Origin of the sequence: Rufibacter sp. DG15C (genome assembly GCF_001577755.1) — a bacterium.
Lineage (GTDB): Bacteria > Bacteroidota > Bacteroidia > Cytophagales > Hymenobacteraceae > Nibribacter.
In genome coordinates, this window is the sequence record NZ_CP010776.1 from 967759 (window position 1) to 990675 (window position 22917).

Sequence of the window (22917 nt, forward strand, 5' to 3'; positions counted from 1 at the left end):
CTTGTTATGGATTCAACCTTCCTGCTAATTTCACTATCTCTTCCCCCATTACCTCCCAACTAAAACGTTTCTTCTCCTCCTTTATATTATTCACCATTTCAGATTCTCTCTCATTTATATAATAGTCTACTATTGCATCTGCAATCTCTTTAGGATTGACATTGACAACATATCCTACCTTCCCATGAGGCACTATTTCTGGTAAACCACCTACATTGGTAACTACCATTGGCTTATTGTAATGATAGGCTATTTGGGTTACTCCGCTTTGCGTAGCGGTTTTGTATGGTTGTACCACTATGTCTGTAGCAGAGAAATAAGCAGCCACTTTTGAATCAGGTATGTACTCTGTGTTTAGGTATACTCTTTCAGACAAATGGTTTTTCTCTATAATAGTAACGTATCTGTCTGCTGCCTCATAGTATTCTCCTGCAACCACTAGATTAACACATAATTCTTTCAATCTAGAATCTGCTAATGCTTCTAATAAAAGATCTAATCCCTTATATGCTCTTATGAATCCAAAGAATAATATGTAGCGCTTCTTTAAGAGCCCAAGTTGTTTTCTGGCTAGTTGCTTGTCTATTGCAGGTCCGAAGACATCATATATAGGGTGGGGTTGAAAAAGGATCTCTTTCTGAGAAGTGAATTTAGCCAGGTCCTTAGTCACTGAATCTGACATGGAGACGAAGCCATCACAGGAGTCTACAAAATATTGAGTAAGGAGTTTATCTCCTAAGCGGTGCTCATGTGGAATTACATTATCTGTAAGCGCAATTACCTTTGTGTGCTTATTTGCCTTTACAAGGCGAGCGACTGTTCCTAGACTTGGTCCAATAAATGGAAGCCAAAACCTGACGAATAGAATATCTGGTCTCTTATATTTGATTTCTAGACCAACCTTAATCCATGAGAGGGGATTTATAGAATTAAGCTTTCTGTTAATTAATAAACCCTTAGGGGCCGGTTCATCTGAAAATTGAGATTTGCCTGGGAAAAGAAACGATGGATATTGAACTGTGAATGTAATAATCTCTACGGTATGGCCCATTGCCTGCCAAGTTTGAGCTAACCGCTCATTGAAAGCAGCAATGCCCCCCCTAAAAGGGTATGCTGGACCAATCATAACTATATAAGCCATTATTTGCTTAGCCCTACAGTATCTCTTATTAAGTACTCATTTTCTTTTTTACCAGACAAGGAAATCATCTCTGCCAAAAAGCCAGCTAGGAATAATTGCATACCAAGTATCACTGCTACTAAAGCCAAAAAGAAAAGTGGTTGATCTGTTACATTTCTCACTGGCAAATTCTGGAATGAGTAATATACTTTCTCAGCTATGAGCCAGAACGAAATAAGGAAGCCTAACAAGAAAGACACTGTTCCTAAACTTCCGAAGAAGTGCATAGGACGTTTTTTGAACCTAGAGACAAATGTAATGGACATCAAATCTAAGAAGCCATACACAAAACGCTCTAAACCAAACTTGGTAGTCCCAAATTTTCGTTCCCTGTGTTGTACTACCTTCTCCCCTATTTTCCCGAACCCATTCCATTTGGCAATGACGGGAATGTAGCGATGCATCTCACCGTACACCTCAATACTTTTCACTACCCGTTGATCATAAGCCTTCAATCCACAATTGAAATCATGGAGCTTTATTCTAGAGATTTTGCGGGTGGCGGCATTAAAGAGTTTTGTAGGCAGCGTTTTACTAAGAGGATCATATCTCTTCTTCTTCCAGCCTGAGACAAGATCATACTGATCATTGATAATCATTTCATACAAAGCTGGAATCTCTTCGGGGCTATCCTGCAAATCAGCATCCATTGTAATGACTACGCGTCCTTGAGTTTCTTTGAAACCAGTGTTGAGGGCAGCTGATTTACCATAGTTCCTGTTAAAACGAATGCCTCTAATCTGAGGGAGTTGTACAGACAATTCTTGAATAACTCTCCAAGAACCATCTGTACTACCATCATCTACTAATATCACTTCATAAATAAAACCGTGCGATTCCATCACACGGTTTATCCATTGGGTAAGCTCTGGTAGTGATTCCTCTTCATTTAAGAGAGGAATCACTATGGAAATATCTATTTGTGGTTGCATTAACTCTTTATTCAAACTCTGGCTGACTACGCTTCATAATAGCAGCCATAACCAATGATACTAAAAACCCGATAACTAAGGTACCCAAGATACCCATGACCAGCATCATACCAGGACCAGAGAAAGTTGCAGCCATTTCAGTTGCCTTTTCAATTTGGGCCTCACTTAATCCCTGCTCCTCCATTTTAGCTATTTGTAGATCCTGCACCTTCTGAAGAAACGCAGTATCCACAAACTTTACATAAATAAACGTAAAAATCCCTCCTAATAGACCAGCTACTGCCGAAAGCACAGTTCCAATCCCTAAGCCTTGGCCATAAGACATAAAACCACCATTCATACCTTTAAAATGTTTGTAGGCGAAGAAAATCCCTCCAGCAAGGATAAGGATGCTAAGATAGGAGAGTGCTGAATTATTGTTCATTTCAGTCACGAACAATATTAAGCTATAGATTACAGAAATGAAGCCTGTGATCAATCCATAGCGCAACCCGACAGATGTAGTAGTTGCAGGTGCCTCATGTGTAGTAGTGGTTTGTTCCATCATAAGATTGTTAAAGTTAGTTTTGGTTTATTTTCTAAAAAAGACGGCAGAAACGATACTCATAAAAAAACCAACCAACATACGAAGCGTCCATTGCTTCATTCCAAGAGAGAACGCATTCCTTGTGCCCACTTCTTGTTTCATCATCTCATAGTTTTCCACTCCAACACTCTTGACCAAATCTGGTCTACTCTTCGTCAGTTCTGCCTGAGCCTCAGTAATAAATTGAGGAACCAAGTCATTACCAATTAGCAATGTATATATAAGCTGTAGAAGAGCCACTGTACCAGCCAAAATTAAGACTGTTATAAAAGCCACTTTAAAAGCCTTACCAAAACCTATTTCTGTATCAATATACTTTTTAAAATACTTAACTCCCAAAAAAACGAAAGTAGGCACAAACAATAGTGTAGCTGATAGTTCGGTCTGCTCACTATAGGGATTTTGATGATAGATAAAGTAAAGGCATAACCCGTAGATAAAACTGACAACTCCCCCTACCAGACCATATCTGGCACTAATATTAACTATTGATCTATCAAGCATTCGGTAAACTCTGGATTAACTAATAGGTAGGGTTCTTGGTCAATATGTTTTGATGAAAGGTGCCATACACGCTACCCTTCATTGATTGCCCTAAGAATGGAGAATTAATTGAAAGAGAAGCATTGGTCGCAAGGGTAAATGACCATTCTCTTTCTGGGTGAAACAAAGTTAAGTTAGCAATACTACCTTCTTCAAGGGTTGGAACTTCCATCATTAACACTTCTCGAGGCCTAACGGTTAGTTTGTGAACAATATCAGATAAGGCAAGATGAGGCCTAAGGGTTTGGTTAGCAATTGAAAATGCGGTCTGAATATTGACAATACCAGGTTGAGCAAAATCAAATTCTAATTCCTTAGCTTCAATTTCTAAAGGAAGATGAGAAGATACTAAAACATCAATAGTCCCATCAGAGAGTCCATCAACAATAGCTTTTCTATCTTCTTCACTCCTAAAGGGTGGGCTTACCTTATAGTTAGTATCAAAAGGTACTATAGAATTATCAGTGAAGGCACATTGGTAAGAAGCCACATCACAAGTAACGGCTAGACCTTTCTTTTTAGCAGTTCTAATTGCTTCAATTGATTTAGCCGAGGATACTTGTGAAAAGTGAAGACGACCACCGGCATATTCTAACAGTTGTAAATCTCTCACTACTTGAGTCTCTTCTGCTATAGAAGGAATGCCTTTTAGCCCTAGAGTAGTACTGATAACGCCTTCATGCATTTGTCCCCCCAAGGCCATTCTAAGGTTCTCCGCCCTGTTCAATAGTAATCCATCAATTAGACTAAGATACTCTAAAGCTTTAAGGATAGAGTCTGAAGCCTGAATAGCATGAACGCCATCAGAAAAAGCAACAGCCCCAGCACGATGCATGTCCACCAATTCTGAAAGATCTTGCCCTTCACAATTTTCAGTGACGGCCCCTATAGGGTGGATTGTGACAGGGCTATTTTGAGAGTAACTTTTAACAGAATAAACAGAGGACCTAGTTTGTGTAATTGGCACCAGATTTGGCAAAACAGCTACTTCTGTAAATCCACCATATGATGCCGCCTGCATAAAAGACTCCTTGGTTTCCCGATGCTCAAACCCAGGCTCCCCCATTTGGGCTGTCAAATCAAACCATCCAATAGAACAACACAAACCCAGTTCATGAATGAGAACTGCATTTGGCGCTTCTAAACCAAAACCTATTTCATGGATTAAACCATCTTTAAGATGAATGTCAACAGATTTATCATGAAAAGGAGAAGTATTGTGTATAATGGTAACACCCTTAAGTAGCAGATCCACTTTTTCTATTTCTAAGGACAAAATTTTCTACTAGGAGTAAAAGTATGCACAATATTAGGCAATATTTTGAAAGGTCAGGACCATCTTTGTCCTTTTCAATCAATTTTTGCAAGGATTGAATTTCATTTGCCTGCATGACCTTTACAGGATACTTAGTTCCTTTAAAGAAGTCTTGAAGTTCATCTTTAGAATAACTTTGAAGATCAGATTCTTCAGAAGGAATGTTTATCGCTATAGTAGAGATGGGATTACCATTTATAAGTACTTCATAAAAACCTGGGTCCCTCAATTCCTGAGGCAAATATAACTCTACTCCATTGGGTTGAACTCTTTGCTCAGGTATAAACACGTTACCACCATTCCTCAATTCAACTACAGATTCTCTATTCATTTGAATAGTTAAAGGAAACTCAATCTTATCTTGATCACCCGAGTAGGCCAATGGCGCCTGAGGATCAGATTTCAAAATCAACTGATACAATACAGGCAGAAATAAGGGATGATTGCTAAATTCCGAACCTGCAAGAGGAGCTGCAAATAAATATACAAATCCATCACTTATCTTAAAGGAACTGAGAAATGGAGAATTATCTTGAAAGGTAAGAATAGAATGAAAGGAGCTCTGCCATTGTAAAAGCGGAGTTACAGAAGGCATAGTAATTTTCTGATACCTTCTATCAAAGACTTCCTTAAAAAAAGGATCTGTAAAATCTGGCCTAGAAAGAGGAAGTGTAGAATAAGCATTTCCCCTTTCGCTTAGATTTTTGACACCTAATGCCCTCATCATTTCAATAATGGAAGCAGCTGATTTGAAGGAAGGAACTATAACAATTGACTTTCCCTGTCTTAACCATTCTTTCATCAGTGTTTGCGTGGACTTGTTGATTTCATTCTCAGTCTGGAAAACCCAAACTGATGAAGTCTTAACTAATGAGTTGCGTAAAGCAAACCCAGGTTCTTGTTGGAAAGCTTTATAAATTGGATTGCTATTACTTAAAGATGGAAAAAAAGAAATTTCCAATCTTTCAGTTTTTGGCAATATTAAGAAATACTCATTATCAAATGAGTTGCCTGGATCATCCACAATTATCCGAAGGAGAGCTTCTTTTGATGGCTTTTTCAGGGAAAAGTTAGCATTGCCAATCCCATTTTCATCAATTGAAACTTCAGCGTTTCCTATATGGTAATCCCCATTTAACAACTTAGCTTTCACAAAGGGGATCTTACTAGAACCGATAACTTTAATTCTAGCATGTAAGATGAAGCTCCCAGATGAAACCCTTAAAGGCGCTTGAAACCAAACAGAATCAACAAACACATTACTCTGACTTTCATAACCATAATGGACTATTGTAAGCTCTCGCTTGTTGGCCAAAGACAAAAGTTCAACTGAATTAGTATTGTTCCTTTGAAAATCTGATGCTAAAAAAATTTGCTTCCCTATTCCTAAAAACTCCTTACTACCACTAATAACTGTTTGGGAAAAACTTGGGAATAATTCAGACACAGAGTCTGGTTTCAAAAAGGCCTTAGAAGTAGTATAATACTTTAAAGTACTTACAGGTGAATTGATCCTTTTGAAATCTTGAACAATTTGGTGCAACTTAGAAGTTCGACCATTGAAGGATTTAGAGGCCATACTCCAGGAGTCATCAATGACAACTAAGCCTTGTCCTAATTTGTGATCAAAACTTTTGTAGTTTGAAAAGAAGAGAATAAATGCTAAGCCAAAGAAAACTAACGCCAAGGCACGGATAGAAAAAATTACTCTATTCTTAAAATACTGTGTTGCCTTAGAGAGGTTTAAGACTGAAAGGAGAAATTGGTTATTAGAGAACTTAATACTCTTCCTTATTCTAACTCCAAAAAAATGAATTAGTATTAAGAAGATGAAGCTTAAGAAAAAGCCTATAGAAAGGAATAGCATAGTCTTTTCTACCATCCTGTGAATCTACCCCCAATTCCCCTGAAAAGCAAGGGGGGCCTTGTAAACGCAAGAATCCCGCCCCGGCATGACGCTGGGGCGGGATTCCATAATGGGGTTGGCGGCTACCTACTCTCCCGCGTGTGACCGCAGTACCATCGGCTCGGCGGGGCTTAACTTCTCTGTTCGGAATGGGAAGAGGTGGACACCCGCGACATAGCCACCATTGTCGTCGGCCTCTCGGCCTAATGGGGTTGGGGAGTGTTGTTTGTCATATTGGGTTGAGAGAGAACTTTTGCTAGGGTACGCGCCGGTGCGCGGAAGCCTTCGGGCAATTAGTACGGCTCGGCTGTGGTATTCCTACCTTTACACCTGCCGCCTATCGACGTGGTAGTCTCCCACGGCCCTTGAAAGATATCTCATCTTGGGGTGAGTTTCGCACTTAGATGCTTTCAGCGCTTATCTCATCCGAGCGTAGCTACCCTGCGCTGCAGCTGGCGCCACAACAGGTCCACCAGAGGCTCGTCCATCCCGGTCCTCTCGTACTAAGGACAGGTCCCCTCAAATATCTAACGCCCACTACAGATAGGGACCGAACTGTCTCACGACGTTCTGAACCCAGCTCGCGTGCCACTTTAATGAGCGAACAGCTCAACCCTTGGGACCTTCTCCAGCCCCAGGACGTGACGAGCCGACATCGAGGTGCCAAACCTCCCCGTCGATATGAGCTCTTGGGGGAGATCAGCCTGTTATCCCCGGCGTACCTTTTATCCTTTGAGCGATGGCCCTTCCATGCGGAACCACCGGATCACTATATCCGCCTTTCGGCCCTGCTCGGCTTGTGGGCCTCACAGTCAAGCACCCTTCTGCTATTGCGCTCTGCGCACGGTTACCAAGCGTGCTGAGGGTACCTTTGAAAGCCTCCGTTACTCTTTTGGAGGCGACCACCCCAGTCAAACTACCCACCAAACACTGTCTCCCGCATTGGAGATTAGGCTCCAAGTAACTCAAGGGTGGTATTTCAACGCTGCCTAACCGACGCCTGGCGACGCCGGATCACAGGCTCCCACCTATCCTACACATGAGTTACCCAGAGTCAATGTTAAGCTATAGTAAAGGTGCACGGGGTCTTTCCGTCCCGTAGCGGGTACTCGGCATCTTCACCGAGACTACAATTTCACCGAGCTCACGGCTGAGACAGCGCCCAGATCGTTACACCATTCGTGCAGGTCGGAACTTACCCGACAAGGAATTTCGCTACCTTAGGACCGTTATAGTTACGGCCGCCGTTTACCGGGGCTTCGATTCAGAGCTTCGCCTTGCGGCTAACCCCCCCTCTTAACCTTCCGGCACCGGGCAGGTGTCAGGCCTTATACCTCATCTTTCGATTTCGCAAAGCCATGTGTTTTTGTTAAACAGTCGCCTGGGCCTTTTCACTGCGGCTTCTCCAATTGCTTGGAGGAAGCGCCCCTTCTCCCGAAGTTACAGGGCCATTTTGCCGAGTTCCTTGGCCGTGATTCACTCGAGCACCTTAGGATTCTCTCCTCGACTACCTGTGTCGGATTGCGGTACGGGTAGCGTAACCTTGAACGCTTAGCGGGTTTTCTTGGGAGCATGATTAGGGCCGCTATCCCCTCGCCCGGGGGCTTGGGGTACTATCGCATTTCAGCAGGTCCGGCGTACTTGACTACCGGTCCTATACCTACGTGCTTCAACCTGGTATTCCGTCACCAGGCGGGCCTTTCACTTCTCCGTCACCGCATCACTGGGTTACGCTAGTACTGGAATATTAACCAGTTGTCCATCGACTTGTGCTTTCGCCTCCGCCTTAGGACCCGACTAACCCTGATCCGATTAGCGTTGATCAGGAAACCTTAGTCTTTCGGTGTGCGGGTTTCTCGCCCGCATTATCGTTACTTATGCCTACATTTGCTTTTCCCTACGCTCCAGCGCCCATGACCAGGCGCCTTCACCGCAGAAGGGAATGCTCCCCTACCACTGTACATAGTACAATCCGCAGCTTCGGTAATATGCTTGATGCCCGATTATTATCGATGCCCTGTCGCTCGACCAGTGAGCTGTTACGCACTCTTTAAATGAATGGCTGCTTCCAAGCCAACATCCTGGCTGTCTAGGCAACTGGACCTCCTTTGTTCAACTTAGCATATATTTAGGGACCTTAGCTGGCGGTCTGGGTTCTTTCCCTCTCGGCCTGGGACCTTAGCACCCCAAGCCTCACTGCCGAGTATGTCTCATGGCATTCGGAGTTCGTCAGGATTCGGTAGGATTTGACTCCCCCTAGTCCTATCGGTAGCTCTACCTCCATGAGACTCCACCTCGACGCTGCCCCTAAAGGCATTTCGGGGAGTACGAGCTATTTCTCAGTTTGATTGGCCTTTCACCCCTACCCTCAGGTCATCCAAAAGCTTTTCAACGCTAACTGGTTCGGACCTCCATTGCGTGTTACCGCAACTTCATCCTGCCCAAGGGTAGATCACAAAGTTTCGCGTCTACCCCCCCTGACTGTGCGCCCTGTTCAGACTCGCTTTCGCTGCGGCTCCGCGTCTTGAGACGCTTAACCTTGCCAGGGAGGAGTAACTCGTAGGCTCATTATGCAAAAGGCACGCCGTCACCCCACTAAAGGGCTCCGACCGCTTGTAGGCGCATGGTTTCAGGTTCTATTTCACCCCCCTATTCGGGGTACTTTTCACCTTTCCCTCACGGTACTGGTTCACTATCGGTCTCTCAGGAGTATTTAGCCTTACCGGATGGTACCGGTGGATTCAGACGGGATTTCTCTGGTCCCGCCCTACTCAGGATACCACTAGGGCCAAGAACTATACGCTGACGGGGCTATCACCCTCTGCGGCGCGCCTTCCCAGGCGCTTAAGCTTCTTTTCTTGGTCCCACGTCGTGGTCCTACAACCCCAAGGTCGCCGTAACGACCCTGGTTTGGGCTCTTCCGCGTTCGCTCGCCACTACTTGCGGAATCATTGTTATTTTCTCTTCCTCCGGGTACTTAGATGTTTCAGTTCCCCGGGTTCGCCCACCCGAAGGTGTGACAGGTCTTCAACCTGCCGGGTTTCCCCATTCGGACATCCGCGGATCGACTGGTATGTGCCCATCCCCGCGGCTTATCGCAGCTTATCGCGTCCTTCTTCGCCTCTGAGAGCCAAGGCATCCCCCATACGCCCTTCTTAACTTCCTAGCGCCTGAGGCCTAAGCCTCGGCGCGTACTCTAGTTTGTTTTCTCTCTTCCCAATATGTCAAAGAACCTCCCCGCCTCCGGGACCCGTACAAGTACAGTCCCCTCGGGCATGTGCGGCATCCACCCTTCCGGTGCATGCCTTGAATCTGTCAGTCGCGCCGCGACTCTGTCGGAGTGTGGAGAATAACGGAGTCGAACCGTTGACCTCCTGCGTGCAAAGCAGGCGCTCTAGCCAGCTGAGCTAATCCCCCAAGATCTTTAGAGTGGGCCTGCGTGGACTCGAACCACGGACCTCTACATTATCAGTGTAGCGCTCTAACCACCTGAGCTACAAGCCCAGTGAACTGGGCCTCCGCACGCTTCCTGACGAGTGCTGATGCTGATGTTTGTAAGCGTAATTAAGTAGGGGGGGATAGGAAAAGTAAAGCGGGCCGCGGAGGCGGCGTCTCCAGAAAGGAGGTGATCCAGCCGCACCTTCCGGTACGGCTACCTTGTTACGACTTAGCCCCAGTTACCAGTTTTACCCTAAGCGGCTCCTTTGACGGTTACCGCCTTCAGGTCTCCCTGACTTCCATGGCTTGACGGGCGGTGTGTACAAGGCCCGGGAACGTATTCACCGCGTCATTGCTGATACGCGATTACTAGCGATTCCAGCTTCACGAAGTCGAGTTGCAGACTTCGATCCGAACTGAGAGCGGCTTTTTGAGATTGGCATCCTGTCACCAGGTAGCGACCCTCTGTACCGCCCATTGTAGCACGTGTGTAGCCCTAGGCGTAAGGGCCATGATGACTTGACGTCGTCCCCGCCTTCCTCACTCCTTGCGGAGGCAGTCCCTTTAGAGTCCCCACCGTTACGTGCTGGCAACTAAAGGTAGGGGTTGCGCTCGTTGCGGGACTTAACCCAACACCTCACGGCACGAGCTGACGACAGCCATGCAGCACCTTGCTTTGTGCCCCGAAGGGAAGTACCGTCTCCGGTACCGTCACGCGCATTCTAGCCTAGGTAAGGTTCCTCGCGTATCATCGAATTAAACCACATGCTCCACCGCTTGTGCGGGCCCCCGTCAATTCCTTTGAGTTTCACCCTTGCGGGCGTACTCCCCAGGTGGATTACTTAACGCTTTCGCTAAGACGCCGACGGTCTATCGCCGACATCGAGTAATCATCGTTTACGGCGTGGACTACCAGGGTATCTAATCCTGTTCGCTCCCCACGCTTTCGTGCCTCAGCGTCAGTTACAGCCTAGTAAGCTGCCTACGCAATCGGTGTTCTTGAAGATATCTAAGCATTTCACCGCTACATCTTCAATTCCGCCTACCTCGTCTGTACTCAAGCCCCCCAGTATCAATGGCAGTTCCGCGGTTGAGCCGCGGGCTTTCACCACTGACTTAAGGGGCCGCCTACGCACCCTTTAAACCCAATAAATCCGGACAACGCTTGCACCCTCCGTATTACCGCGGCTGCTGGCACGGAGTTAGCCGGTGCTTATTCCCCAGGTACCGTCAGTTCCCCACGCATGGGTGTTTTCTTCCCTGGTAAAAGCAGTTTACAACCCAGAAGGCCTTCATCCTGCACGCGGCATGGCTGGGTCAGGCTTCCGCCCATTGCCCAATATTCCCTACTGCTGCCTCCCGTAGGAGTCTGGCCCGTATCTCAGTGCCAGTGTGGGGGACCGTCCTCTCAGAACCCCTAGCCATCGTAGCCTTGGTGGGCCGTTACCCCGCCAACTAGCTAATGGCACGCATGCCCATCTCCAACCGATAAATCTTTAACCCTCTTCAGATGCCATCGAAGGGTGTTATGCGGTATTAATCCGGATTTCTCCGGGCTATCCCCCAGTTGAAGGTAGGTTGCATACGCGTTACGCACCCGTGCGCCACTGGTGCATTGCTGCACCCGTTCGACTTGCATGTATTAGGCCTGCCGCTAGCGTTCATCCTGAGCCAGGATCAAACTCTCCATTGTAGTAGATTGTCTGACTGGTCTCAATTACTTTAATAATAAAGACAGTCGGTAGTTTTGTAAAGACCGACCGCCCTCGCTTGAACCTCACTTCTCACTCCGATGACTGAACATCCTGAGTGCTTTTCCTATCTTATCCCATCTACTCAAAGAACTTCCCACCGGGCTTTCCCCGGTGACTGCAGAGCGACTTTTCACTCTGTATGTTTCTGTGTGCCAGTTGATTCGGCGTGCTGCAAAGGTCCGAAGTTTCATTTAAACTTCCAAATAATCTTTTCAGCTTTTTTCTTCTTTTTTTCCCTCAGCCCTTTCGACCGAGAACCCTTCTGGAAGGGAGTGCAAAGGTAAGAAGAATCTTCGTTTCCGCAATACCCGCAGCGATTTTTTCTCTTTTTTTTCCTCCGCCCATCCAGCGGAAGACCCTCTTTTCGGAAGGGAGTGCAAAGGTAGCAAACTTACCCTAGTCTGCAACACCCTGCGGATATTTTTTTTTACTTTCCCCTCCGCCCTTTCGGCGGAAGGCCCCTCTTTTCAGAAGGGAGTGCAAAGGTAGGAAGGCTTTTCAGACTTTCAAAACGCCGCGCGAGGTTTTTTTTTAAGCTTGTTTGCCTCCCCGTCCGGAAGGCCCCCTTGTTGATCGGGAGTGCAAAGGTACGAGGATTCCCCGGGAAGGCAAGCGGGGACGGCGAAGGTTTAACGGCGTCCCGCCTAAGTGCCTGATTCGGAACGGGAAAGGTTTCTAGGGGCGGGTTTATACCTCCGCCCGATCCTTTGGCTTCTTGTAAATTGGAACCGTTGAGCAGGGTTCTCCATACATGATGCTACTAGCTACTGGCAATAATTTCTGCATGATTTCCACATAAGCATAAGTTGGAACTGGTATCTGACCACATCCCTTTATGACTAGTTTGGCGTCTTTGTATTGCTCTATATCTATAGAGGCAATAGCATCTTGCAACAAAGCTTGCTCCAAAGCCTCTACATCTCCAAACACATATCTATTCACAAATGGCTGAAGCTTGCTTGCCAATAGCATATAGGCCCAAGTTGGGACAATGGCGTCTGTTGAACAAATGATCGCTACATTCTTTCCTGTGTATTGGGACCAGTCATGCTCTTTCACAAAAGCCCTGAAATCTTTCTCCCGTAGCATGAGCCCGTGGAATAGATTGTCCTTTATATCATAAACTACTCTTTCGCCTGGGTGTAGAAGCTCCTCTAGGTTTAAGGTGACCAGTCCGCTATTAGCTACTCTGTTTACAAACTCTTCCATGTTCTTACTTTCCTGAAGGCTTGGTGATATATACTTCCTTTAAATAAAACGGCTCATAATAGGCCACATCTTCAAACTGCTGTGCTTGCAGTTTCGCAAAGGCCAACTGCCCTACGGCTTTCGCCGAAGGTTTAACATTCTCTAAATAGAATGCGTTCTCATTTGGCGCTAACATTTCTTGTGCCTTGGCGGCGCCACTCCCAAAGAAGACCACGGGTTGCTTTTCCAGATAAGGCTCAAAACTGTTGGACTCTATAATTAGAGGCTCTACTGGCAACGCAATTTTTAAATCATGCGTCACTATACAGGTATAGACTTCAGACCGACGGGCGTCAATCATAGGGCAATAGAGAAACTTCTCTTTATTAGGAGTAGTCTCAATGACTTGTTGTGCCATAGCTGTAAGGGTATCAACTGAAATCAAAGGAATATCCAGAGAATAGCAAAGACCTTTGGCTGTTCCGGAACCTATGCGCAAACCAGTATATGATCCTGGGCCGCCCGAAACCGCGACGGCATTCACTTCCTTTAAAGAAACGCCTGCATACTCCAACACTTGATTGACCATGACGGTGATATGAGAGGAGTGCGATTTCTCTAATCTAAGCTCTGCATAGGTCAGTAGTTGCTGGTCTTGGTGCAAAGCCACAGAGCAGACAGACGAAGAGGTTTCTAAGGAAAGGATGTAGGCCATTCTATATGATATGCATTGAGCACTTTCTACTGCAAAGCTACACGTTTTGAAACTAAGAAGGGCGATGCATGCATCGCCCTTCTTAGTTTCCTTTACTACACTATATATATAGAGTGGTTTTACTTTTTAGCCGAAGCAGTCAACAAGCCTTGGTACTTAGTTGGGTTGTTCAAAACATCTAACGCGGCCAAGATATCCTGGTCATCATCAAAGGTAGATTCCACTATCCCTTTCTGTAAATAATAACGTGCCGCAATCTCCTGCTCTAGCATCTCTGTGATCTCTGGCTTAAAGCGTACCAAGTCATTGCTCTTGTTGGTAGCCACTTTCTTTCTTATCTGCTCTATATCTGAGCGCACATCTTCATAGTGCTTGTCTTCCTTAGACTTCTTGATCATATTGTCTAAGGCTTTCTCCACGTCTGTAGAATAAGAGATGTCTTTGCCGTTCAGGTAAGAGACAAACTTCTGGTACTCGGCGTCAGACAATTTAAAGTCTTTGGCCGACGCGATGGTAGGGTTAGCCGCCTTAAACCGATTGGCATAGTCAAACAGGTAGCTTTTGGTAATCAATACTCTTATGATATCTGGTAAAGGCTTTTCCTTTACTTCAATGTCTGGAGAGATACCGCCGCCGTCATACACTACTCTACCGTTAGCCGTCTTAAAAGCCGCGCGCAGAGAGTCTGGCGTTTTGTTCAAGGTGCCGTCACTGTTGCGGTGCGCGTAATCAATGGCCTGGATACAACGTCCGCTTGGGATGTAGTACTTTGCCGTAGTTACTTTCAACTGGGAGTTATAAGAGAGTGGACGCGTCATTTGCACCAGGCCCTTGCCGTAGGTACGCTCCCCTACCAACACGGCACGATCATAATCTTGTAAAGCACCGGCTACAATCTCTGCCGCCGAGGCACTGTTAGAACTAGCCAAGACCACCAACGGCATCTGCACATCCAAAGGCTCGTCCAAAGCTTTGTACATTTTGTTGTACTCGGTCACTTTGCCTTTGGTGCTCACAATGTCCTTGCCGCGCGGCAAAAAGAGGTTAGAGATGTTCACCGCCTCGTTCAGCAGACCGCCTGGATTGTCGCGCAGGTCAAGGATAATCTTTTTAGCGCCTTGCTCCTTCAATTTAGAAACGGCTTTGCGCACCTCTACCCCAGCGTCTACGGTAAAGCCCGACAGCTGCAGGTAGCCTACTTCTGAATTGACCATGCCATAATAGGGCACGTTGTTGATTTGTATGTTGGCGCGGGTCACGTCTACCAGCATGGGTTTGTCCACGCCAAACCGTTTGATTTCCAATTTCACGGGTGTGCCGGCCTGCCCTTTCAAGAGCTTGCTTACTTCATTGTCATTCTTCTTAGCCAGGTCAACGCCATCAATCTTCAAAATCTCATCGCCAATGAGCAAGCCGGCCTTCTGGGCGGGAGAGCCTTGATGCGGAAGCGAGATAATGGTACGACCATCGCGTTTACCCACCAATGCCCCAATGCCGCCGTACTGCCCGGTGGTCATGGTCCTGAAATCCTCAATGTCATCCTCAGGAATGAAGTTGGTGTACGGGTCCAGTGACTTGAGCATGGCATCAATCCCCACGCGCACCAGCTTGGTAGGCGGCACGTCATCTACATAGTAGGTGTTCACCTCTTTAAAAAGCGTGGCAAAAATGTCCAGATTCTTGGCTATGTCAAAGTACCGCTCAGAGGCGTCTGAGTTGGTGAAAGAGAAAAGGCCCCATGCCGCACCGGCCACTAGAAGGCCAGCGAAAGATTTCTTCAGCATATTACACAGGTGGAATAGGGAAAAATGAGAAGCTATTCTAAAATCAAACGCTCCAGCCCTGAATTTAGTTTTTTACAGATAGTATTGAAAGAAGATTTTTCTTTCCCTGTATATAAAAAGGCAATGAGCAGAGTAGTATCTGGGGAGAGGGCCGCCGCGAGGGCATGCTTTTGGAGACGGTAGGCCTCCCGTATTTGGCGCTTGAGCCGGTTGCGGTCTACCGCTTTTTTGAAATGACGTTTGGATACAGATACCAAAACCTGCACCGGGGCGCCTACGCTGGGCTGTGGCAATCTGAGGACCACAAACCGCAAAGGGTAAGAATTGAAAGAAGAACCTTCACGGAACAGCTGGTCAATCAGCTTTTTGCTCCGTAAACGTTCTTCTCTCTGAAATCTATAAGAAATCGGTTGCTCTTCTGCAGAATGTTCAGTGAAGGTACCCATTCGCAAGGTGCCTTGCAGCGAGCTACTCAGAAAAATTAGGCTTTGTGTCTTCTTTCGTCAGAAACGGTCAGTTTGTGACGGCCTTTAGCTCTTCTGCTAGCTAATACTCTACGACCATTGGCAGTTTCCATTCTTGAGCGGAAACCATGCTTATTTCTTCTTTTGCGTTGCGAAGGTTGGAATGTTCTTTTCATCTTACACTAAACATTATATTAAGGGTTGCAAAATTAGGAAATCAAATCTGATAAATCAACCCTGCTCCCATATTTTAATTTGATTATTTGCACGTTACCTGCTTCAGCTAAAAGCTACACTCTATATCAGGCTCAGTGTCAAACCGTTTTTGGCCTCCTTTTCAGGATTTAACTTAAAACCAGCTATCAAGTCAGCAAAGAAAGGCAGTCACTGTGGCAAAAGCAAATATCGTTTTTGGCCTCGTTTCTGGAAAACAGGCCAAAAACGAATGAGCGCGCGTCTAGTGCCAGATTGCGTAATAGATGGAAAAGCTAGACAAAGGTGCTAATAGGTAAGCATTGCAGCTCTCTCAAGACTAGTAATGCACGAAAATGACTACAAAAAACGCCAACACCGTCAAGACAAACCCTATCATCAATACATTGTAGCTCAACCGTAGGTAGTGGTATTTGCGGGCCACAGAAACACCTAGTCCATGCAAATCGCGCATGAGGGCGTGCCTAGACCTGGTACCGTTCTCCAACAGCTTGTCCATGGCCAACTCATACTCCTGGATGGACATCTTATGGAAGTTCTCAAAGTGCAGCAGGTTCACTTCCTTATTGGCTACCTCGTCTAGGGTGTAATAACCGCGCGTATGCTCTGGACGCGTAGAGATGATGGCCAGCACCATGGTGAAGGTGCAGGTAATGATCAAGATAATCGCCGGAATCAAGTAACTGCTGATATCCTCAAACTTGCGCAGGAACACCGTGAACATCACAGAAATGGCCAGCGTGCAAATACCAATCAAGATGTTGGCACGCCTATCCCCTATGGCAATATAAGAGACATGGTTTCTGGCGGCGGTGCGATACATGTTGGTGAGCCCACTTATCCGCTCCTTGGTGGCAAGGGCCAACTGCTTCTCTCTGGCCTTTTCCTCCTCCTTCTCCCTCTCCTTGGCTTTCTTCTTTTCCTTTTTAAGGGCGGCTTTCTGTTCTTCTATCTCATCCATGATGTTCTACTGAAATACCAGACACTCAAAAACTTAGAGACCATCTCTATAATTTAACGATGAAGAATAGGCTTAGTTTAAAAGTGCAGCTCAAACTTAGGTGAGGGAGGACTACACCCGGAATTGTTGCCTTCAAGTCTAAAATCTTGCATCTTCCGGCCATTATCCTTTCCAGAACTTCGTTAGAAAGCCATATGATACAATACAGCCTTTCCTGCCTGAACCCGCTTAGTGCCTATATACAAGTCAGCACCCAGATAACCGAGATAACAGAAGCCACGCTTTTCCTGCAACTGCCCGCCTGGCGGCCCGGCCGCTATGAGCTCCAGAACTTCGCGCAGAAGTTGCAGGCCTTTGAGGTGCTGTCATCAGACGGAACTCCTATACCGTTCAAGAAAGTCACCAAGGACAAGTGGGAAGTAACAACACATGGCCACACAGAGCTGGAGGTGCGCTATAATTTCTACGCCCGCCAAATGGACGCCGGCGGGTCTTGGGTAGATGACCAAGTCTTATATGTAAACCCCGTTAACTGCCTGCTCACCGCCCAGGGCCAGGACCATCTGCCCTGCTCGCTGTCCCTAGATATACCAGCGGACTGGCAGATTGCCTGCGGGTTACCTGTATCAGAAGAAAACATCCTGCAGGCACGTGACTTTGACCACTTGGTAGACTCTCCGTTCATAGCCAGCGCCAATTTGCAGCACCAAACCTATGAAGAGCAGGGCATTCCGTTTCATGTGTGGTTCTACGGAGATTGTACACCAGACTGGGAGCAGATCATCCCGCAGTTCAAGGCCTTCACGCAAGAGCAGTTGGCCTTGTTTAAGACGTTTCCGGTGCAGGATTACCACTTTATCAATATCATTCTGCCTTACCAGCACTACCATGGCGTGGAGCACTTGAATTCCACGGTCATTACGCTGGGGCCTTCTGAGGCCTTGATGACCCCGGCTTTGTACAAAGAGTTGTTGGGCGTGAGTTGTCATGAGCTGTTTCACACGTGGAACATCAAGCAAATCAGGCCCAAAGAGATGCTGCCGTATGACTTCACCCAGGAAAATTACTTTAGGACCGGCTACGTAGCTGAAGGCGTCACCACTTACTACGGTGACTACCTGCTGGCCCGCAGCGGTGTCTTCACCCCAGACCAATACTTTGAAGAACTGAACACGGTCCTCAAACGCCATACCGCAGACCAGGGTGAGCAAAACCTATCCGTGGCCGATTCTTCCTTTGACACCTGGCTAGACGGCTATAAGCCCGGCATCCCAGATAGAAAGGTGAGCATATACCACAAGGGCTGCATTGCCGCGCTTGTCTTAGACATAGAAATAAGAAAAGCCACCAACAACGCCCAATCCTTAGACGAGGTCATGCGCCGCATGTGGCTAGAATTTGGGCAGAAAGGAATTGGGTACACAGAACAAGATTACCAAAACTTGGCAGAACAGGTAGCCGGCGTTTCACTGCAGACCTATTTTGAGGAGATGATTTTCGGGACGGTGCCTTTTGAGAAATGGCTGGCACCGGCTTTGAAGTACGTGGGCTGCCAATTACAGAAACTGCCGTCTCCCCTGTTGCATGAGAGCCGCTATGGGTTCAGGCTGGCGCCTACCCCATTATTCACGGTTGGCTATGTAGCTCCCAACTCGCCAGCGGCAAAAGTGCTTTCTGTAGACGATGAACTGATTGCCCTCAATGGCCGCAAACTAGAGAACCTGAACCTACAAGCCTTACTGGCCCAAAAGGAGAAAGCAGAACTCACTTTGTTCAGACAGAAAAAACTCTTAACCGTTACCCTCCTCCCAGACGGCGACATTCATCTGCCTCTCTTTAGAGTTTCCAGAAACCCAAAGGCCACGCCAGACCAAAAGCAGAACTTCAAACTTTGGCTGAAGCAGGAGTTTTAGAACCGTCTCCAATAATTAACGCGTCGTTTTTAGGCTAATTCTTAGAAAACAGGCCAAAAACAAAAGGGCCACCCATATATGGGTGGCCCTTTTTATGAATCGTCAAGCATACGGCTTATTTGCCTCTGTCTTGTTGGTTGTCGCTTGGGTTGCTTCTAGGGCGGTTACCGGCGTTGCCATATCCCTTAGGGATATCTTCGCGGCTGGGGTTACCACCTTTGGCCAGGTTTCGGTTAGGGTTCTGCACCTTGGTGTCATCCTCTTGCAGGCCTTTGTCTACCGGGTCATTTTGCGTTTGTCCGGTAGGATCAAACTTCTTGCTGTCATGCTGGTTGGTTTGATCTTCTTTACCCTTGGCAATGGCATCATGTTCGCCATGCATATTGCTATCGTTCTTTTTATTGCTGCTCATAAAACCTCCTTTTAGTTAAATGTACCCTACTATACGCAGGTTAGCAGAAAAGTATGCCTTAATTTAATTGAAGGCCACAAACAAGAGCATCAGCATAGTGGGCAGAGAAAGGTAGAACCAAAACATGACATGGCGCCTATAAGGACGCGGCACCATAGAGCTGGCCACCAACAGAGTGGTGATCAAGATGCCCATGTACGCCAGGATAAAGTACATGACCTTGTTCCAGTTACGCACCACGGCCCCACCGGCGGCCTCCACCTCTGGGTCTGTGGGGATAAGCCAGGTCACCAAGCCGTAATACACCAACACCTCCAGCGCCAGAAAGGCAATGGCGCCCATTACTATGGCAAACGCTTCGTCATTTTTCTTACCCATGGGCAACAAGATGTGTTAGAGATCCATAAAATTCTAGAGAGCAGGATGGAAAAACAAAGATGAACTTTTATCTTGAATCTATATCTAAAAGATAGTCGTCACGTACAGCCATTGCATCTGTTTAAAAGAAGCGCATTCTTCTATATATGAAAACCTATTTCTTTGACCCCGGTCTCTCTTCAGTGGTGACCATTTACAGCGGTTTCCTTAAGCATGATGCCTTTAAAGAGATTTGTCTGGGCGCGCTAGAAACGGCTCAAACCCAACAGCTTTCCAAGATTCTGGTAGACACCAGTCACCTAAAGGTCATGCTCAAGGAGTCACAGCAATGGATTGAGGACGTCTGGTTTCCCAGGGCTAAGCAAATAGGCATCAAACACATGGCTTTTCTGGTGCCTGAAGACATCTTTGGCCGCATGAGCATGGAGGCCACCAACAAGAAAGAAGAGCAGGAAGGCGACATTGACATCCGGTACTTTGACAACGCCGCCGAGGCCAAGCTTTGGCTCAAGCACATATAAAAGAGAAAGGCCGCTACAAGTTGTAGCGGCCTTTCTCTTTTATACAATCCGTTTTCAGGCTGTTTCCTGGAAAACAGGCCAAAAACGCTCACTACTTCTTATTAGAAGTTCACCAACTTGGCAAATTGGGCCACGCGCTCGGCTAACTCCTCTTCCTTCAAATCTACCAGACGCTCAGTACCAAACTGCTCTACGCAGAAAGACGCCATGGCAGAACCATGAATCACCGCGCGTTTCATGTTGTCAAAGCTGATGTCATCTGTGCTGGCCAGATACCCAATGAAACCACCGGCAAACGTATCTCCCGCGCCGGTTGGGTCAAATACTTCTTCTAACGGCAAAGCCGGGGCGTAGAAAATCTCATCCTGGTGGAACAACAACGCACCGTGCTCACCTTTTTTGATGATCAGGTACTTAGGTCCCATGGCCATGATCTTCTTGGCGGCTTTCACCAGGGAATATTCCTTGCTCAACTGGCGGGCTTCCTCGTCATTGATGCTCAACACGTCTACCATGCCAATGGTCTGGATCAAGTCATCATAGGCAATGTCCATCCAGAAGTTCATGGTGTCCATTACCACCAGTTTAGGACGATTGGTCAGGCGCTCAATCACTTGGCGCTGTACCTGCGGGGCCAGATTGCCCAGCATCAAATACTGGCAGTCTTGGTAGCTCTCCGGGATGATCGGGTCGAAATCGCCTAGCACGTTCAGCTCAGTGGCCAACGTCTCGCGACTGTTCATGTCATTGAAGTAACGACCAGACCAGAAGAACGACTTCTCATTCTCTTTCACTTGCAGACCGTCCGTGTTGATGCCTTTTCCCTGCATCATGGCAATGTCAGACTTTAAAAAATCGCCACCCACTACAGACACCAGGTTCACCGGTTTCACAAAGTTGGCTGCTGATAAAGAAATGAACGTTCCAGCGCCGCCAATGATCTTGTCACGCTTTCCGAAGGGGGTTTCCAAGGCATCAAATGCCACGGATCCAATCACCAATAGACTCATATTTTTTTAGTATATATGCGATGCGCTCCTCAAACAGCACTCACCGCGTAGCTTAATTGTAACTCTTCTCTACTTTAAGGCTTTGACGGCAAGCGCCTTCACCTATCATTTCTTTCGTTTTTGGGCTAATTTCTGAGAAACAGGCCGAAAACAAAAAAAGCCCCTGATCTCTCAGGAGCTTTTTGGGTGATCGATGGGGTTCGAACCCACGACTTCCAGAATCACAATCTGGTGCTCTAACCAGCTGAACTACGACCACCGTGTAATTGGAGAGCAAAAGTAGCGCCTTTGGCTATTCAACGCAAGTATTTTACTTAAATTTTTATGGAAAGTTGTGCTAGACGTCTTTGTCAGCACATTCAAAACTCTCTGTCTCAAGCGGATATTTTCTCTCACGGCTTGACAATTTCTTTCTAAATCATGGAGCCCACTAACCTTTGTTTCAAGCCTTCTGTGTTAAAAACCCAAACAACTTGGTAAGCACCAGCACCATCACTGTTCCATTGGTAGACAAAGTAGGTATCACCGTTTTTGTAGACCTTGAACTCATTGGTGCATTCATAAATGTCTGCATACAGGTTTTTGCTGATTGGAATTGATTTGCCTGCTATAGAGACCTTTACGCCTTTCACTTGTGTTTTAGGAAAACCTCCATCTGTCCCCCATACTTTTTTACCACCAATAGTTTCCACCCATTGACCATTCTGCTTTTTAACGCTTCTGCCTTCTAGCTTAAAAGGCTCAACTGCATACTTGAAAGCAAAATCAGAACCCTTATAGACTTTTACTTGCTCCAACGGCTGAAGCCTAGAAGTATGAATAAACCCCTCAATGTAATTCGTGTCATCAACATTTAAGCTGAAATCATCTTCAGAAACATAAACCCTTGTCCACTCATTAGCATTTTGGCCTTCCTGATCCTCATACCAGAAAACAGTATTGCTGGTGATTTTGTAAATGATGGGAGACTGTGCGTTTGGCTCTTTCCTCACATTGGTGTATCCGTCTTTATCATTGATAATAGCTACTTGTGCCTCTGCTAATAAGGAAGCGAAGAGACTTATCAGTAAAAAAACAGTTCCTTTCATACCTCTAAAAGAGTTTCAAGTGGCCCCTATTATATTATTTGTAAATAACTCGTGTATGAGAAGGCGAGACCATTTGCCAAGGTGCTATTTACACAATGCTCATCAAGGTTTTACTTTGTTTTTCTCAGGGAATAATATTGTTGTACAGCAATTGTATCAGGGTCAGCAGGATTGTCGCCCCCATTGAGATACATTGAGTTGTTGTTGTCTTTAAGGATGAGTGAGTCTGGCGTTAGCTTTTCTATGATGAAGGACAGTTTCTGATTCGGCTCTACAGTGTTGGTCACTTCAATTTCTTTACCCTCGGCAAGTATTGATAAATTGTCAAGGCTGTAGAGATGAGTTTGTCCTTTATACATTTTTAACTGTGCTTCATCAAATACCAATCTGACAGAGTCGGAGGAATTTTTAAACCGTTTCCTAGCTAATGACTGCTCTAAGTCCTCACTAGCTTTTTGGATAAGAGATGGCCTTATTTCAAACTCTTCAATGAAGACCCCATTCCAATTCCCCTGCAAATCTTGTTTTACTTTTTCTATTGGGTTTACCGAAGTACATCCTTGGATTGCCCAGATACACAGAAAAGGAATTATGGTTATTTTTCTCATTTAAATAT

The 22917-nt window shown here is 46.2% G+C and carries 19 protein-coding genes, 3 tRNA genes and 3 rRNA genes; 2 read left to right on the plus strand and 23 right to left on the minus strand.

What is annotated here, in order from left to right; all coding sequences use genetic code 11:
* Nucleotides 1–4: 4 nt before the first annotated feature.
* The 17 genes from TH61_RS04005 to TH61_RS04080 all read right to left on the minus strand — a co-directional run bounded on the left by TH61_RS04005 (nucleotide 5) and on the right by TH61_RS04080 (nucleotide 16979).
* A complete protein-coding gene (locus TH61_RS04005; RefSeq protein WP_066506162.1) occupies nucleotides 5–1141 on the minus strand; it encodes a glycosyltransferase in 1137 nt (378 codons plus the stop codon).
* The gene (locus TH61_RS04010) at nucleotides 1141–2112 is read right to left on the minus strand and encodes a glycosyltransferase family 2 protein (RefSeq protein WP_066512500.1); all 972 of its coding nucleotides are present in this window, start codon (nucleotides 2110–2112) and stop codon (nucleotides 1141–1143) included. Before TH61_RS04010 ends, TH61_RS04005 begins: the two co-directional genes overlap by 1 nt.
* 7 nt (nucleotides 2113–2119) lie before the next feature.
* A complete protein-coding gene (locus TH61_RS04015) occupies nucleotides 2120–2659 on the minus strand; it encodes a DUF4199 domain-containing protein (RefSeq protein WP_066506165.1) in 540 nt (179 codons plus the stop codon).
* A gap of 24 nt (nucleotides 2660–2683) precedes the next feature.
* Nucleotides 2684–3202, minus strand: a complete 519-nt coding sequence (locus TH61_RS04020; protein WP_066506168.1) for a DUF4199 domain-containing protein — start codon at nucleotides 3200–3202, stop codon at nucleotides 2684–2686.
* Nucleotides 3203–3221: 19 nt separating this feature from the next.
* On the minus strand, nucleotides 3222–4517 hold the full coding sequence (locus TH61_RS04025; RefSeq protein ID WP_231862297.1) for a dihydroorotase: 1296 nt from the start codon (nucleotides 4515–4517) through the stop codon (nucleotides 3222–3224).
* On the minus strand, nucleotides 4480–6423 hold the full coding sequence (locus tag TH61_RS04030) for a BatA domain-containing protein (RefSeq protein ID WP_066506170.1): 1944 nt from the start codon (nucleotides 6421–6423) through the stop codon (nucleotides 4480–4482). Before TH61_RS04030 ends, TH61_RS04025 begins: the two co-directional genes overlap by 38 nt.
* 113 nt (nucleotides 6424–6536) lie before the next feature.
* Nucleotides 6537–6648, minus strand: a 5S ribosomal RNA gene (gene rrf, locus TH61_RS04035).
* Nucleotides 6649–6735: 87 nt separating this feature from the next.
* A 23S ribosomal RNA gene (locus TH61_RS04040) occupies nucleotides 6736–9628 on the minus strand.
* 177 nt (nucleotides 9629–9805) lie between these two features.
* A tRNA-Ala gene (locus TH61_RS04045) sits at nucleotides 9806–9879 on the minus strand.
* A gap of 13 nt (nucleotides 9880–9892) precedes the next feature.
* Nucleotides 9893–9966, minus strand: a tRNA-Ile gene (locus TH61_RS04050).
* 114 nt (nucleotides 9967–10080) lie between these two features.
* A 16S ribosomal RNA gene (locus tag TH61_RS04055) occupies nucleotides 10081–11593 on the minus strand.
* Together the 16S, 23S and 5S rRNA genes with 2 tRNA genes alongside form the textbook arrangement of a ribosomal RNA operon.
* A gap of 748 nt (nucleotides 11594–12341) precedes the next feature.
* Entirely contained in the window at nucleotides 12342–12863 is a 522-nt protein-coding gene (locus tag TH61_RS04060; protein WP_066506174.1) for a DUF2480 family protein, read from the minus strand.
* Nucleotides 12864–12867: 4 nt separating this feature from the next.
* Complete coding sequence (tsaB, locus tag TH61_RS04065; protein WP_066506176.1) at nucleotides 12868–13557, minus strand: tRNA (adenosine(37)-N6)-threonylcarbamoyltransferase complex dimerization subunit type 1 TsaB; 690 nt, start codon at nucleotides 13555–13557, stop codon at nucleotides 12868–12870.
* Nucleotides 13558–13676: 119 nt separating this feature from the next.
* A complete protein-coding gene (locus TH61_RS04070) occupies nucleotides 13677–15341 on the minus strand; it encodes a S41 family peptidase (RefSeq protein ID WP_066506177.1) in 1665 nt (554 codons plus the stop codon).
* A gap of 32 nt (nucleotides 15342–15373) precedes the next feature.
* Nucleotides 15374–15787 (minus strand): ribonuclease P protein component, encoded by a 414-nt coding sequence (rnpA, locus tag TH61_RS04075; RefSeq protein WP_071887771.1) that lies wholly within the window; start codon nucleotides 15785–15787, stop codon nucleotides 15374–15376.
* Nucleotides 15788–15822: 35 nt separating this feature from the next.
* Nucleotides 15823–15981, minus strand: coding sequence for a 50S ribosomal protein L34 (gene rpmH, locus TH61_RS17770; RefSeq protein WP_071885432.1), 159 nt, complete (start codon nucleotides 15979–15981; stop codon nucleotides 15823–15825).
* Nucleotides 15982–16337: 356 nt separating this feature from the next.
* A complete protein-coding gene (locus tag TH61_RS04080; protein ID WP_066506183.1) occupies nucleotides 16338–16979 on the minus strand; it encodes a Pycsar system effector family protein in 642 nt (213 codons plus the stop codon).
* Between the two features lie 194 nt (nucleotides 16980–17173).
* Here TH61_RS04080 and TH61_RS04085 point away from each other — a divergent pair, with 194 nt between their 5' ends.
* On the plus strand, nucleotides 17174–18892 hold the full coding sequence (locus TH61_RS04085; RefSeq protein ID WP_066506185.1) for a M61 family metallopeptidase: 1719 nt from the start codon (nucleotides 17174–17176) through the stop codon (nucleotides 18890–18892).
* Between the two features lie 115 nt (nucleotides 18893–19007).
* Here the strand turns inward: TH61_RS04085 and TH61_RS04090 are convergent, their stop codons facing one another.
* The gene (locus tag TH61_RS04090) at nucleotides 19008–19304 is read right to left on the minus strand and encodes a hypothetical protein (RefSeq protein WP_066506187.1); all 297 of its coding nucleotides are present in this window, start codon (nucleotides 19302–19304) and stop codon (nucleotides 19008–19010) included.
* Nucleotides 19305–19367: 63 nt separating this feature from the next.
* Nucleotides 19368–19682: a hypothetical protein gene (locus tag TH61_RS04095; RefSeq protein ID WP_066506188.1), complete on the minus strand. Its 315-nt coding sequence runs from the start codon at nucleotides 19680–19682 to the stop codon at nucleotides 19368–19370.
* A 146-nt stretch (nucleotides 19683–19828) separates the two neighbouring features.
* Here TH61_RS04095 and TH61_RS04100 point away from each other — a divergent pair, with 146 nt between their 5' ends.
* Entirely contained in the window at nucleotides 19829–20203 is a 375-nt protein-coding gene (locus tag TH61_RS04100; protein WP_066506191.1) for an STAS/SEC14 domain-containing protein, read from the plus strand.
* Between the two features lie 101 nt (nucleotides 20204–20304).
* Here the strand turns inward: TH61_RS04100 and TH61_RS04105 are convergent, their stop codons facing one another.
* The 4 genes from TH61_RS04105 to TH61_RS04120 form a co-directional block, all read right to left on the minus strand.
* Nucleotides 20305–21213, minus strand: a complete 909-nt coding sequence (locus TH61_RS04105) for a PfkB family carbohydrate kinase (RefSeq protein WP_066506194.1) — start codon at nucleotides 21211–21213, stop codon at nucleotides 20305–20307.
* A 185-nt stretch (nucleotides 21214–21398) separates the two neighbouring features.
* Nucleotides 21399–21472 (minus strand) — tRNA-His (locus tag TH61_RS04110).
* Nucleotides 21473–21626: 154 nt separating this feature from the next.
* Entirely contained in the window at nucleotides 21627–22301 is a 675-nt protein-coding gene (locus tag TH61_RS04115) for a hypothetical protein (RefSeq protein WP_066506196.1), read from the minus strand.
* 110 nt (nucleotides 22302–22411) lie between these two features.
* The gene (locus TH61_RS04120) at nucleotides 22412–22909 is read right to left on the minus strand and encodes a hypothetical protein (RefSeq protein WP_066506198.1); all 498 of its coding nucleotides are present in this window, start codon (nucleotides 22907–22909) and stop codon (nucleotides 22412–22414) included.
* Between the last annotated feature and the right edge of the window lie 8 nt (nucleotides 22910–22917).